This is a genomic window from Niveispirillum sp. FG156, assembly GCF_057809555.1.
In genome coordinates this window covers 176,718-190,638 of record NZ_JBMDKE010000005.1, presented here as the reverse complement: position 1 = coordinate 190,638, position 13,921 = coordinate 176,718, and the positions used below count along the sequence as shown (strand labels likewise).

Here is a 13,921-nt window from a genome sequence, read left to right as displayed (position 1 = left end):
GGTTGGCCTATTGCATAACGCAAAATTGCAAAATGCATGTTGCCATGTGCAAATAGTCTTGCATATAGCAATTATGGCCGCTGCAATGGCACAACCTAAGCTAAAGGTTAGGTTTGTCGTGGATGCCCGTCCGTCCTCCGCTGGCACCGGCCCCGCGTAACTGCTGACTTCCCGACCCTTCCTTTGCTATCATCGTCCCATCAACGCCCTCTTCACGCTCATTCGCATTCGGAGCTGCCGGCTTTCGGAGCTGGAAAGGTGTGAACTCCGTGAAACGTCCCTTTATTTTCTGTTTCACTTGGTTGCATGGGATCGTCCGGAACGGTTAAGTCTTCCGACCCGTTCCTTTCCGGTCGCCCCTTCATGCGCTTCCTGCACGCCGCCGACATTCACCTGGATAGTCCTTTGCTGGGTCTTGCCGCACGTGCGGGGGACCGCGCGGAGATGCTGGTCGGCGCCACGCGCCGGGCGCTGGTGCGGCTGGTTGATCTGGCGGTGGAGGAACAGGTCGCCTTCCTGATCATCGCGGGCGACCTTTATGATGGCGACTGGCGCGATTTCATGACGGGCCTGTTCTTTGCCGAACAGATGGCCCGGCTGGAAAAGGCCGGCATCCCCGTCTATCTGCTGCGCGGCAATCATGATGCCGAAAGCACGATGACCAGGCGGCTGTCGCTGCCGCCCAATGTGCATGTCTTTGATCACCGCAAGCCGCAGAGTTTCCGGCTGGATGATCTGGGGGTGGTGCTGCATGGCCGCAGCTTCCATACCCGTGATGTCACCGACAATCTGGTGCCCTCATATCCGGTCCCCGTTGCCGGCCTTCTGAATATCGGCGTGCTGCATACGGCGCTGGAGGGCAAGCCGCCGCACGCCCGTTACGCCCCCTGTTCGCCCGCCGATCTGAAGGCCAAAGGGTATGATTACTGGGCGCTGGGCCATGTGCATGAACGGGCCGTGATCGACCGCGACCCCTGGATCATCTTCCCCGGCAACCTGCAGGGCCGCCACGCCAACGAAACGGGGCCGAAGGGCGCCACGCTGGTCACGGTGGCGGCGGGCCGGATCACCGATGCCGCGCATGTGGTGCTGGATGATGTGCGCTGGGTCCGGGTTGCGGTGGCGCTGGACGGGGCGGCGGGGGAACGGGAGCTGGCCGATCGCATCGCCGTCGCCCTGGACACGGCGCGGACTGATGCAGGTGACCGCACGCTGGCCGTACGCCTGATCCTGACGGGCGCCACGGCCCTGCACCGACGGTTGAAGGCCGATCCCGTCTGGCTGTCGGCAGAGGCCGAACAGGCGGCGGCGCGGGCGGGTGGGGATATCTGGATCGAACGCATCGTCACCGATACGCGCGATCCGGTCCGGGGTGCGGTGCCCACGGGCGATGCACTGGCCGAACTGACCGCCGTGCTGGCCGCGCTGAAGAATGATGAACAGGCGCTGTCCCCGCTGCTGGACGATATCGCACAGCTGAAGGCGCGCCTGCCGGAACGCGCCCTGGCCGATCTGGGGCTGGAGGACGATGGCGCGCTGGCGGCGTTGCTGGAGGATGCGGAGGCGTTGTTGCTGGACCGGCTGTCGGCGGGGGAAGGCTGATGCGTATCAACCGCCTGGACCTGGAACGCTATGGCCATTTCGACGGGATCAACCTGGACCTGTCGGACCCGGAAGCGCGCCTGCACATTATCCATGGTCCCAACGAGGCCGGGAAATCCACGGCCCTGTCGGCCATCTGCGACCTGCTGTTCGGGGTGCCGGAACGCTCCCGTCTGGGCTTCCGCCACGGCAATAACGCCCTGCGTATCGGGGCGGCGCTGGCCCTGCCCGACGGGCGGGTGCTGGAGGTGAAGCGGCGCAAGGGGCGGACGGCCACGCTGCTGGACGGTGATGGCGGGACGGCCCTGCCCGACAATATCCTGGCCCCCTGGCTGGGCGGGCTGGATCGGGTGGCGTTTGAGCGGCTGTTCGGTCTGGACCATGCCCGCCTGCGGGCCGGTGGTGAGGCCATGCTGGCGGCGGGCGGCGATCTGGCCCGCACCCTGTTCCAGGCGGGCAGCGGCCTGTCCGGTCTGGACCGCATCGTCACCCGCCTGACCGGCGACGCGGACGAGATCGGCAGCCCCCACCGCAAGCAGGCCAGCAAGCCGCTGTGGCAGTCCATCGACGCCTATGCCGAGGCGGCGGCCCGCATGCGCAACGAGGCGACGAAGGCCGAAGCCTGGGAAGCTGCCGAAGCGGCGGTGACGGGGGCGCGCGAACAGCTTGCCGCCATCCGCGCCGCCCTGGCCGAGGCAGAAACGGCGCGCAGCCGGCTGGAACGGCTGCGGCGTGTCCGCCCGCTGCTGGCCCGGCTGGATGATCTGGCTTCGGCCCTGGCCGGGGCGGGGGAGGGGCCGGACCTGCCCGAAAGCTTGGCCGCCGACTGGCGCCGGGCAGAGGCGGAGATGTTGACCAGCGCCCGGCAGGCGGACGAAACGGCCAAGGCCCTGGCGGAGGCGGAAGCGGCACTGGAAGCCGCCGGCCCCGTTCCGGCCCTGTTGTCACTGGCGGCGCCCATTGAGGCCCTGTACCAGCGCCAGGGGGAGATGGCGAAATCCGCCGCCGACCTGCCCCGGCGGCAGCAGGAACAGGCCGCCGCCCTGGCCCGGCTGGCGCAACTGGCCCGCGATATCGGGCAGGCGGCGGATATCGACCAACTCTCGGCCCTGCTGCCCGACCGGCTGCTGATTGCCCGCATCCGCGACAAGGTGAAGGAGCATGCGCGCCTGGATCAGGCCCGCACCGACGCCACCCGCCGGCATGAAGCCGCCAGCCGGGAGGCCAGACAGGCCGAACGCCAGCAGCCCGCCACCGCCCCCGACGCGGCCAGACTGGCCCGCGCCGAAGCCGCCCTGGCCGCCGCCCGCCGGTTTGGCGAGGTGGAGCTGCGCCAGGACCGGGCGCGGCGTGCCCTGGAGGATGGCACAGCGCGTCTTTCGCAGCTGACGGCCCGCCTGGGCCGTTTCGCGCTGCCGCCCGACCGTCTGGCTGCCTTACCCCTTCCGCCGCCGGACGCGGTGGAGCGGCAGCGTCAGCAGGAACAGGCGCTGGAGAATAAGCGCCTGCGCCTGATGGAGGATCAGCGCGCGGCAGAGGGTGAGGCGACCCGCCTGCGCCAGACGCTGCGCACCCTGTCTGGCGCCGGTGACGTGCCGACCCCGACCTTGATCGCCCAGGCAAGGCGCGATCGTGACGGGCACTGGGCCCGCTTGCGCCCCCACCTGACCCAGGGCACCTCGGCCCCCGCCGATGCCGTCCCGGCCTTCGATGCCGCCATGCGGGCGGCGGACGATCTGGCCGACCGCCGCGACCGCGACGCGCAGCGCGTGGCCGATTACCTGCGGGCCGAGAGTGATCTGGCCGCCAGCGCTGACCGGCTGTCGGCCCTCACCCGTGAGGCGGCAACCCTGGAGCAGGAGGAACAGCGCCTGTCGCAGGGTTGGGCCGACCTTTGGCGGCCCGCCGCCATCACCCCCGGCAGTCCTGCGGAGATGGCGGCATTCCTGACCCAGGCGACAACAATCCTGACCGCATTGGATCAGCAGGCGCAGTTGCAGGAAGCGCTCGACAGTGTCAGCGATGATGCCGGCCAATGTGCAGCCCATCTGCGCCACGTCCTGACATTATCCGGCGGGAAAGATGGCGACAGCGACAGCCTGCCCGCCCTGCGCGTGGCGGCGGAGGCGGCATATGCCCAGGCGCGACAGGCGGCGGATGCCGCCAGCAAGGCCGAACAGCGCCTGACCCTGGTCCGCGCCGCCCTGGACAATGCCGCCGATGATCTGGCCACCGCCGAACGGGCACTGGATGGCTGGGGCAGCGGCTGGGCTGCCGACATGGCTAGTATCGGCTTGGCCGCACAGGCCCTGCCCGCCGAGGCAGAGGCCGCCCTGCGTGTATGGGAGGATATCGCGGGGGAACTGCGCCAGATCCGCGATCTGGATCACCGTATCGCCGGCCTGGACCGCGACATCGGTGCCTATCGCGCCGACAGTGCGGCCCTGCTGTCTGCGGCGGCGGAAATGGTGCCCGGTCTGGATGTGGCGGTCGATGCGGCGGCGACGGCCCTTTACGATGCGCTGCGGCAGGCCCGGACCCTGGCGGCGCGCCGCGAAAGCCTGCAACAATCCCGTGATCAGGCAGCCCGGCGGGCCGGGGACGCTGCACGGATCGCACGCGATGCCGCCGCGGCCCTGTCCGATCTGCGCCATCTGCATCGGTTGACCGACGGGGATGATGTGCCGGCGCTGGTGGCGGCGGCATCGCGGCGGCGGGAGTTGCGGGCCAGCGAGTTGTCCTTGCAGGCGGAACTGCGCAAGGCCGGCGATGGGCAGGATCCGGAACAGCTTCGCCATGCCGTGACCGGCCTGGACCCCGACGCCATGGCGGCGGAGGTGGCGGACCTGTCCACCCGGATTGAGCGTGCGCAGAATGATCTGGCCGAAACCTCGGTCAGATTGCGGGAGGCCGAGCGCACGCTGGAGGAGATGCGCCACCGCGCCGGTATCGGTGGGGCGGCCCAGGATGCGGCCGATGCGGTGGCGGTGGCGGCACAGCTGGCGGGGCGCTGGCTGCGGCTGCGGGCGGCATCGCTGCTGCTGACCCAGGCGGTCGAACGCTACCGCGACCGGAATGAGCATCCGCTGCTGCGCCGGGCGGGTACTGTCCTGGCGGCCATGGCGGCCAGCGGCGGCAACCCGGTCATTCGCCTGAAGGTCGATTATGGCGATGCCGATCACCCCGTTCTGGTCGGTGTACGCCAGGATGGCAGCGACGCGCATGTGGAGGATATGAGCGAGGGGCTGCGCGACCAGTTGTTCCTGGCCCTGCGCATCGCGGCGGTGGAGGCGCATGTTGCGCAATCGACCCCGCTGCCCTTCGTGGCCGACGACCTGTTCATCACCTCTGACGAGGCGCGGACCATGGCCGGTCTGCGGGCGTTGGCTGAATTGGGACAGGCGACGCAGGTGGTTCTGTTCACCCACCATGAATATGTGGTGCAGGCGGGGCAGACGGATCTGGGCGGGCGGGTGCAGGTCCATCGTCTGCGCGCCTGATGCCCTATCCCATAGGTTAGGTTGTGGGGCTGGTTGGAGCGTCCGTTTCAATATGCAATGATATTTGCATTTCTCAACATGCATTTTGCAATTTTGCAGAATGCAATATGTCAATGGAGGGTAAACGCTGCCTGAAAGGCGCGGAATCACTCAACTTTCAGGGTGTGTTCTTGGTTGGCACGCAAGCTGCAATCCTTGGTTCCCATGAAGGCAACAATGCCTCAGCAGTTGGAACCGATGGAGCCTATGATGACCAAGTTCTTTGCCAAGACCGCCGCCGCCGCCCTGATCGCCGCCGCTGCCGTCACCCCCGCCCTGGCCCAGAACGCTTCCGGCACCATCCAGCTGAAGGGCAATGTCGCTCTATCCTGCACCATCGCCGTCCAGGACCTGAACCAGTCCCTGGCCCTGAAGGCCGGTGAAACCGCCAAGACGGTCGGTTCGGTCACCGAGACCTGCAATTCCGGCTCCGGCTACAAGATCACGCTGGCGTCCGCCAACGCCGGCAAGCTGAAGTCTGGTAACTTCACCATCAACTACACGGTCAGCTACGACAACGGCTCCGCCGGCGCCCTGACCAGCCAGATGGTGATCGACCGCGCCACCGCGCAGTTCGGCAAGAAGTCCGACCTGAAGGTCACGGTCCCGGCCTCTGACCAGTACATCGCCGGCGATTATGCCGACACGGTCACCGTGACGATCGCTGCCAAGTAAGGTCGCGAAGGAATGAAGCCCCCGTCCGGGATGCTCGGGCGGGGGCTTTTCTGTTGGTGCTTCTGCGGGGGGCCTGTTGCCCTCACCCTCCCAGTGGCTGGCGCCACCGGGCCCCTCCCTCTCCCACCTTCGTGGGCGAGGGGTGGAAAAGGGCATTGCCCCTGATTTCGCCCCTCGCCCGCTTGGCAGGGAGAGGGAGGGGCCCGAACGCGGTAGCGTTTGGGAGGGTGAGGGAGCCACGCCCTAACCCTCCCGGATCTGTGCCACGAAGCTGCCCACCTCCCGGTCGGCCACACCGGCGCTGTCGCGGACCTGCGCGGCATTGTCGAGCGCCATGACGGCGGCCTCTGTCACGGCCAGCACCTTGTCGGCGATGCCCTGGATGGCGCGCGATGCCTCGTCGGTGCCGTGGGCCGCCTCGTTGACATTGCGGGCGATTTCCTGGGTGGCGGCGGTCTGTTCCTCCACCGCGCCGGCGATGGCGGTGGCGGTTTCGTTGATGGTGCGGATGGTGGTGGCGATGCCGACCATGGCCTTGGCGGCATCCGCCGACGATCCCCGGATGGAGGCGACCAGGTCCGCGATCTCGTCGGTGGCCTTTGCCGTCTGGGTCGCCAGGTTCTTCACCTCCGACGCCACCACGGCAAAGCCCTTGCCCGCCTCGCCCGCCCGCGCCGCCTCGATGGTGGCGTTGAGCGCCAGCAGATTGGTCTGGCTGGCAATCTCGCTGATCAGGTTGACGACGGCGCCGATGCGGTCGGCCGACTGGATCAGGGCATTGACGGTGCCGGTGGCGCTGCCCGCCTCCTCCGCCGCGCGTGAGGCGATGCTGGCCGACATCTGCACCTGGGAGCCGATTTCGGCGATGGAGGCGCGCAACTGCTCGGCTGCGGCCGCCACCGTCTGCACATTGGCGGCCGCTTCTGTCACGGCAGACGCGCCCAGGGCGGTGCTCTGCTGGGTATCGGCGCAGTCGGTGGACATCAGTTGCGCCATTCCTACCATCTGTTCGGCACTTTGGGAGACACCGCGCAACAGGGCGCCCACCTCCCGCTCAAACCGGTCGGCCAGGGTCAGACGGTCGGATTTCAGCTTGGCCTCGGCCTCCGCATCCTTACGCTCCGCCTCCGCCCGCAGCTTCTCCGCCTCTGCCAGACCATCGCGGAAGGCGACGACGGCTTCGGCCATGTGCCCGATCTCATCCACCCGGTCGGTGCCGGGGATGGGGGAGGTCAGGTCGCCGCGCCGCACCCGCACCATGGCGTCGGTCAGGGCCAGGACGGGCCGCGCCAGACTGTTGCCCATCAGCGCGAACAGCCCGGCGCCCAGCAGGATCAGCACTGTGGCGATGATGGCCAGGGTGGTGACGGACCGGGTCAGGGCGTCGGTCACGACGCTGGTCGGTACCGTCGTGATCAGGACCCATTGTTCCTGCACCCCATTAAACTTGATGGGCGTGGCGAAGACCAGCCGTTCTACCCCCTCCAGGGTCAAGGTGGCATAGGTGGCCCGCCCGGCCTTCTGCGCCTGCGCCACCAGATCGGCCAGCGGTCCCTTCGCCAGCGGCTTGTTCAACAGGCCGGTATCGGGATGCACCACCCAATTGCCGTTCTGCGCCAGCAGCCGGACATCACCGGCCTCCAACGGACGGAAGGAAGCGAACTGTTTTTGCAGGGCTGTCAGCGCCATGTCGGTGGTGACGATGCCGATGGGCTTGCCATCGCGGCGGATCGGCGTGCTGACGGTGACCAGCAGCACTTCCTTGCCCTCAATCGGATAGGGGTAGGGGGCCGTCAGCATGGTGCGGTTGGCAGCCAGCGGGTCCAGGTACCATTCCTTGATCCCCGCCTCCACCGTCATGATCAGCGCCTCGATCCCCACGGTTCCGTCGGATTTGCGGAAGAAATAGGGCACGAAGCGGCCATTGGCATCGGCACCGCTATAGCCCTTGCCGCCCGCATCATTGCCATCGAAGCCATTGGGTTCGAAGGCGACGGTGACGCCCACAATGTCCAGGTTGGCCCCGACGGCGGCACTGGCCTGTTCGGAGACCAGTTCCCGGCTATAGCCCTTGATCTTCAGCCCGCCCTCGGCCTGGGCGTTGATGATGCGGGCATTGTCGATGGCGTTTTCGACCAGATTGGCGGCGATCAGGGCGAAGCCGGTGGTCGCCTCATTCAGGGCCTGACGGACCTGCTCCCCCGTCGTCCGCTGCGACTGTATCGCGGCCCCGATGGTCAGGGCCAGGCCCAACCCCAGGCATAGCCCGACACCGGACAGAACAAGGCGGGTCTTCACCGAAGAACGAAGCGACAGGATCATGGGCCTTTTCCCTTGCCGTTAGGGGAAAACTGGTTTCGTCCGTGTGCTTTGTCGGCGCCGGGTACCGGCAACCTTAAGTTCTTTCTGTTCCAACTTTTCGACGGTGATTGACTTTTCGCGGTTTGACCACGGCCTTTCGCGCATCGGTGCAGGCTTCTCCTGCCGCTTTTAACGGGGGAGTTACTTCCATGTCACATGTGGGAAGGTGTCATGTCAGGCCTGGACGCAAGGGTAACCTTGCGCGCCCTTCGCGGGCGCGGTAAGACCGGGGCATCGATGGTTCCCCGCAAGGGGTGAAAAGGGAACATGGTGCGGCGCCGCAGGGTGTCAATGCCATGGCTGCCCCCGCAACTGTAAGCGGCGAGTACTGCCCGACATGGCCACTGGGAAACTGGGAAGGCCGGGCATGTGCGACGACCCGTGAGCCAGGAGACCTGCCATCGGCAATGCGTCGCGCGGCCATTGGGCGGGGTGCCCTGATGGGACGGTTCACCGTTTCGCGCTGGCGCTTCGGAAGGAGTGCGCGGGTGAACCGGTTCGGACGCAAACCCCCTTGGGGTTTTCACAGGACCAGATTATCGACATGACGTGACACACGTGCCCATCGGGGCGCGGACGTGACGGCATGCGCATGCCCTCCGAATTCGTCAACAAGAACGAAACGGAGTTATGAAGTGAGCCGAGTATCCTATTTCCGCGCCGCCCTTCTGGGCGCTGCGGCCAGCCTGACCGCATCCGCCGCCCTGGCGGAGCCGACGCAGGTTGCCGAAATCATCGTGTCCGCCAACAAGGTGCCCACCGCACAGGAACGCGTGGGCAGCAGCGTCAGCATCATCGACAGCGCCGAGATCGAGCGCCGCCAGCAGGTGCAGGCGCTGGACCTGCTGAAGCGCGTGCCGGGCGTGTCCATCTCCCGCAATGGCGGTCTGGGCAGCACCTCCACCGTCCGCCTGCGCGGGTCGGAAAGCGGCATGGTCAAGGTGCTGATCGACGGGGTGGAGGTGAACGACGCGTCGGGTGCCAATAACGAGTTCGATTTCAACAGCCTGATGACCGGCGATATCGAGAAGATCGAAGTCCTGAAAGGCCCGCAGAGCGCGCTGTACGGCAATGACGCCATGGCCGGCGTGATCAATGTCATCACCAAGCGCGGTGAAGGCGAGACGAAGATCCGTGGCACGCTGGAAGCCGGGGCCTATGGCACCTTCCGGCAGCAGGCTGGTCTGACGGGCGGCACCGAACAGGTGGATTACGCCCTGTCGGCAACCAACCTGCACACCGACGGCTTCTCCCGCACCTTCGCGGGCAATGAGAAGGATGGCACCGATGCACGGTCGGTCAGTGGCCGCCTTGGCGTCAAGGCGTCGGACATTCTGCGTTTCGACCTGAATGCCGGCTGGTCCTGGCTGGACACCGAATTCGATCCGTTCGGCGGCGATGGCCCGTCCTCCCAGGAAAAGGAAACCTGGCAGGTCCGGGGTGCCGGCACGCTGAGCCTGCTGGACGGCGCGTTTGAGAATGTGCTGGCCGCCAGCTATGCCAGCACCGACCGCGACTTTGACGAGCCCACGGGTTTCTACCGCTTCTCCACCTTCGACAGTCGTCGCAAGGCCCTGGACTATCAGGGCAACCTGCGTCTGCGCGACGCCGATGTCGCCACCATCGGCCTGTCGGTCGATGAGGAGGATGGCAAGACCACCAATACGGTGGGCACCGCCACCAGCACGGGCCTGGATGACAGCGTCACCACCAAGTCGGCCTTCGTGCAGTATCAGGCTGCCGTGACCAGCGACCTGACCCTGACGCTGGGCGGGCGCGTTGATGATCATGAACAGTTCGGGACGGAGGGCACCTGGCGCGCCACCGGCGCCTATCAGGTGCCGGCAACCGGGACCGTGCTGCGCGCCAGCTATGGCACCGCCAACAAGGCACCGACGCTGTATCAGCTGTACGACCCGTTCTATGGCAACAAGAACCTGTCGGCGGAGGACGGCAAGGGGGCCGATATCGGCTTCGATCAGAAGCTGCTGGATGGTCGCGTCGGGTTCGGGGCCAGCCTGTTCCGCAACACCTATACGAACATGATCGGCTTCTCTAACGGCTATATCAACGTGGCCCGCGCCCGCACCAAGGGCGTGGAACTGACGTTTGAGGCGACGCCGGTGGAAACGGTCCTGATCCAGGCCAACTATACCTACCTGGACGCCAAGGACAGCCGTACGGGCCGTGACCTGCCGCGCCGTCCGCAGGACACGCTCAACGCGTCGGTGGACTGGACCGTCGTGGAGGGTATCGATCTGGGTGCCGCCCTGCGCTATGTCGGCAAGCAGCGCGACACCGCCTCCGCTACGTCGCCCATCCTGGACAGCTACACCACCGTCGATTTCACGGCGCGATGGGCGGTGCTGGGCAATGTCAGCCTGTTCGGGCGGGTGGAGAACCTGTTCGATGAGGATTACCAGGAGGTTCGCACCTATCGTGCGCCGGGCCGGTCGGCCTTTGGCGGCGTGACGGTGACGTTCTGATGCGGGCCGGCGTCGCCCTTCTGGTGGCGGCCTTCATGGCGCTTCCCGTGGGGGCGGCGCCGGTCTTATCGCCCGCCACACGCGTCGTCTCCCTGTCGCTCTGCGCGGATCAATTCCTGCTGGCGCTGGATGCGCAGACGCAGATTGCCGGGCTGACCCGGCTGGCAGGGGATGCACACCTGTCCCCCTATGCCGACCGGGCCGCCGGCATGCCCATCCATGATGGGACGGCGGAAAGTGTTTTGATGCTGAAGCCCGATCTGGTCATTGCCGGCGGTTATGCCCGCGCGCAGACGGTGGGCATGCTGGAACGGCTGGGCGTGCCGGTGTTACGGCTGAAAACGCCGCAGACCCTGGCCGATATTCCGCCGCAGATCGAACAGGTGGCAGATGCTCTGGGCCGGAGCGGGCAGGGCCGTGCCCTGGCCGACCGGTTGCGGGCCAAGCTGTCGGGACCCAGTGACGGCCCGCGCCCGACGGCGGCGCTTTACCGTCCGGGTGGTGAGGTGCCGGGATCGCGCGGCATCGTCAATGACATGATGAAGGCCGCCGGTCTGGAGAATATCGGCGGGAAACTGTCGGGCCGGCCCAATGGAAGGGTGGCGGTGGAAACGCTGCTGCTGAACCCGCCGAACCTGCTGGTGCTGGACAGCGTCCGGCCCGACCGGCCCGGCGTAGGCCAGTCTGTGATGGACCACCCCGCTCTGGCGGCGGCGCGGGGGGAAATGGCCAACGCTGCCTTTTCCATCGCCTGGTGGCTGTGCGCCTCGCCCGCCTCGATCGAGGGGGTGGAGCGGTTGGCGGAGGTGGCGGGAAGGGCATTGGGAACACATGACGAGGCGGCCTATCAGCCCGCCGCCATCCCCAAGCCGTCACCTGCCGGGGAAGGATCAATCCGATGAGCGTCACGACACAAGACATCGCCGACAATAGCCGGGGACGCGGGGCGCAAGCAGTGGGCCATTCTGGCCTTCCGCTTCTCCTGCTTCTGATGCTGTTCCCGATCCTGCTGACCGCCAGCTTCCTGATCGGTCCCGCCGATGTACCGGCGGTGGACCTTTTGTCGGGCCTGTTCAGCGGGCAGGCCAATCCCGCCGCCCTGATTGCCCTGGAGATCCGCCTGCCGCGCGCCCTGCTGGGCGCCCTGGTGGGGGCAGGGCTGGGCATGGCGGGGGCGGCCTTGCAGGGCTATCTGCGCAATCCGCTGGCCGAACCGTCGCTGATCGGGGCCTCGTCCTCCGCGTCCCTGGGGGCGGTGCTGGCCATCTATTTCGGGCTGTCGGCGACGGCGCCGCTGGCCCTGCCCGTGGCGGGGATGCTGGGGGCGGCACTTGCCATGCTGCTGATCCAGGGGCTGGCGGGGCGGGATGCGTCGGTCTTGATGCTGATCCTGGCGGGGTTGGCGGTACAGACGCTGGCGGGGTCGCTGACCTCGCTGGCCCTCAACCTTGCCCCCAATCCGCATGCGGCGCTGGAGATCGCGTTCTGGCTGCTGGGCAGTCTGACCGACCGTACGAACGACCATCTGCTGGTAGCCGCCCCCTTCATCATCGCCGGCATTCTGGTGCTGGGCGGGTCGGGTCGGGCGCTGGATGCGCTGGGCCTGGGCGAACGCACGGCGGGCAGCATGGGCGTGGACCTGAACGCCTTGCGCTGGCGCATCATCATCGGCACCGTCCTGTCGGTGGGGGCGGCGGTGGCGGTGACGGGCAGCATCGGTTTCGTCGGGCTGGTGGTGCCGCATCTGCTGCGCCGGGTCACGGGGAACCAGCCTTCACGGTTGCTCTGGCCGTCGGCTCTGGCCGGCGCGTGCCTGCTGCTGGCCGCCGACATCCTGGTGCGGCTCCTGCCCACCAATGACGAATTGAAACTGGGCGTGGTCACGGGTCTGATCGGCGCGCCCTTCTTCTTTCACCTGCTGCTGAAAACCAGGGAGCGGATGCGATGAGCCTGCTGTCAGCCCGCAATATCCGTTTTGCACGGGGTAATCGGCCCATCCTGGATGGTGTGGACCTGTCGGTTGGGGCCGGCGAATGTGTCGGCCTGATCGGGCCGAACGGGGCCGGTAAATCCACCCTGCTGTCGGTGATGGCCGGCCTGTTGAAGGCGGATGGCGCTGTCGCCCTGGATGACAGGCCGCTGGAGCAGTGGCCGCGGGCGGAGCGGGCCCGGCGCATCGGCTTTCTGGAACAGGGGGCGAATTGCCACTGGCCCCTGACGGTGGAGCGGGTGGTGACGCTGGGCCGGTTGCCGCATGCCAGCCCCTGGGGTGGGGAGGCAGAGGCCGACCGCGCCGCGATTGCCCGCGCCATGCAACAGTGCGACGTCACACAGTTCGCCGAACGGAGTGTGACAAGCCTGTCTGGGGGCGAGCGGGCGCGGGTCATGCTGGCCCGTGCGCTGGCGGGCGATCCGGCGGTGCTGCTGGCTGATGAACCGGCGGCGGGCCTGGACCCGTATCATCAGTTGCAGGTGATGGAACTGCTGTCTGGATTGGCGGCGGGGGGCATGGCCGTGGTGGTTGTGCTGCACGACCTGACGCTTGCTCTCAGGCACTGCACCCGCCTGTGTCTGCTGGATGAGGCTGGTAAGGTGGCGGCGGATACCACGCCCGCCGACCTTCTGGACAGCGGGGCGTTGGGCCGGGTCTATGGGATCGAACTGGTGCGTGGCGGGCATGAGGGCGCGCCGTTTGCCCTGCCCTGGCGCCGCCTGCCGGTGGAGATGCGGGCATGAGCACGGCCATCACCCCTGGCATAACCTTGGTCCTGGGTGGTGCGCGGTCGGGCAAAAGCCGGATGGCCGAACAACTGGTCACCGCACTGCCCGGACCCTGGGTCTATATCGCCACTGCCCAGGCCTTTGATGTGGAAATGCAGGACCGTATCCGGTTGCATCAGGGGGGACGGGCCGAAGGCTGGGTGACCGTGGAGGAACCGCTGGATCTGGTGGCCGCATTGACCCGCGCCACTGCCACGGCCCGGCCTGTCCTGGTCGACTGTCTGACCCTCTGGCTGACCAATGTCATGCTGGCCGGGCGGGAGGTGGAGGCGGAGGCCGCACGGCTGATCGACCTGCTGCCTGGCCTGACGGTCCCGGTCGTGCTGGTCGGCAATGAGGTCGGGTTGGGCATCGTGCCTGACAACCGCCTGTCGCGCCTGTTCCGCGACCATGCGGGCCGGTTGCATCAGGATATCGCGCGCATCGCCGACAAGGTGCTGTTCATGGCTGCTGGCCTGCCGATGCAGTTGAAGTAAG

At 67.2% G+C, this 13,921-nt stretch carries 9 protein-coding genes and 1 riboswitch; of the genes, 8 read left to right on the top strand and 1 reads right to left on the bottom strand.

From position 1 onward, the window contains the following. The first annotated feature begins 363 nt into the window (after positions 1 to 363). The 3 genes from ACODSP_RS05020 (at position 364) to ACODSP_RS05010 (ending at position 5,816) form a co-directional block, all read left to right on the top strand. The gene (locus ACODSP_RS05020; RefSeq protein WP_488964531.1) at positions 364 to 1,602 is read left to right on the top strand and encodes a metallophosphoesterase family protein; all 1,239 of its coding nucleotides are present in this window, start codon (positions 364 to 366) and stop codon (positions 1,600 to 1,602) included. Next, a complete protein-coding gene (locus ACODSP_RS05015) occupies positions 1,602 to 5,102 on the top strand; it encodes an AAA family ATPase (RefSeq protein WP_488964530.1) in 3,501 nt (1,166 codons plus the stop codon). Before ACODSP_RS05020 ends, ACODSP_RS05015 begins: the two co-directional genes overlap by 1 nt. Positions 5,103 to 5,348: 246 nt before the next feature. Beyond that, positions 5,349 to 5,816: a spore coat protein U domain-containing protein gene (locus tag ACODSP_RS05010; RefSeq protein ID WP_245924305.1), complete on the top strand. Its 468-nt coding sequence runs from the start codon at positions 5,349 to 5,351 to the stop codon at positions 5,814 to 5,816. Between the two features lie 243 nt (positions 5,817 to 6,059). Here ACODSP_RS05010 and ACODSP_RS05005 read toward each other — a convergent pair whose 3' ends face one another. Next, complete coding sequence (locus tag ACODSP_RS05005; RefSeq protein WP_488964529.1) at positions 6,060 to 8,138, bottom strand: methyl-accepting chemotaxis protein; 2,079 nt, start codon at positions 8,136 to 8,138, stop codon at positions 6,060 to 6,062. A gap of 260 nt (positions 8,139 to 8,398) precedes the next feature. Continuing rightward, a riboswitch (cobalamin riboswitch) is annotated at positions 8,399 to 8,594 on the top strand. A gap of 218 nt (positions 8,595 to 8,812) precedes the next feature. Between ACODSP_RS05005 and ACODSP_RS05000 the strand changes: the two genes are divergently transcribed. From ACODSP_RS05000 to cobU, 5 genes are read left to right on the top strand one after another with little or no spacing between them, the layout of a single operon-like run. Then, positions 8,813 to 10,663 carry a TonB-dependent receptor plug domain-containing protein gene (locus ACODSP_RS05000; RefSeq protein WP_488964528.1) on the top strand — a complete coding sequence of 617 codons (1,851 nt, stop codon included), beginning with the start codon at positions 8,813 to 8,815 and terminating at the stop codon, positions 10,661 to 10,663. Beyond that, positions 10,663 to 11,565 carry an ABC transporter substrate-binding protein gene (locus tag ACODSP_RS04995; protein WP_488964527.1) on the top strand — a complete coding sequence of 301 codons (903 nt, stop codon included), beginning with the start codon at positions 10,663 to 10,665 and terminating at the stop codon, positions 11,563 to 11,565. The genes ACODSP_RS05000 and ACODSP_RS04995 overlap by 1 nt, the downstream gene beginning before the upstream one ends. Further along, positions 11,562 to 12,611 (top strand): FecCD family ABC transporter permease, encoded by a 1,050-nt coding sequence (locus ACODSP_RS04990; protein ID WP_488964526.1) that lies wholly within the window; start codon positions 11,562 to 11,564, stop codon positions 12,609 to 12,611. Before ACODSP_RS04995 ends, ACODSP_RS04990 begins: the two co-directional genes overlap by 4 nt. Beyond that, a complete protein-coding gene (locus ACODSP_RS04985; RefSeq protein ID WP_488964525.1) occupies positions 12,608 to 13,399 on the top strand; it encodes an ABC transporter ATP-binding protein in 792 nt (263 codons plus the stop codon). The genes ACODSP_RS04990 and ACODSP_RS04985 overlap by 4 nt, the downstream gene beginning before the upstream one ends. Then, positions 13,396 to 13,920, top strand: a complete 525-nt coding sequence (gene cobU, locus ACODSP_RS04980) for a bifunctional adenosylcobinamide kinase/adenosylcobinamide-phosphate guanylyltransferase (protein ID WP_488964524.1) — start codon at positions 13,396 to 13,398, stop codon at positions 13,918 to 13,920. The genes ACODSP_RS04985 and cobU overlap by 4 nt, the downstream gene beginning before the upstream one ends. Position 13,921: the final 1 nt, after the last annotated feature.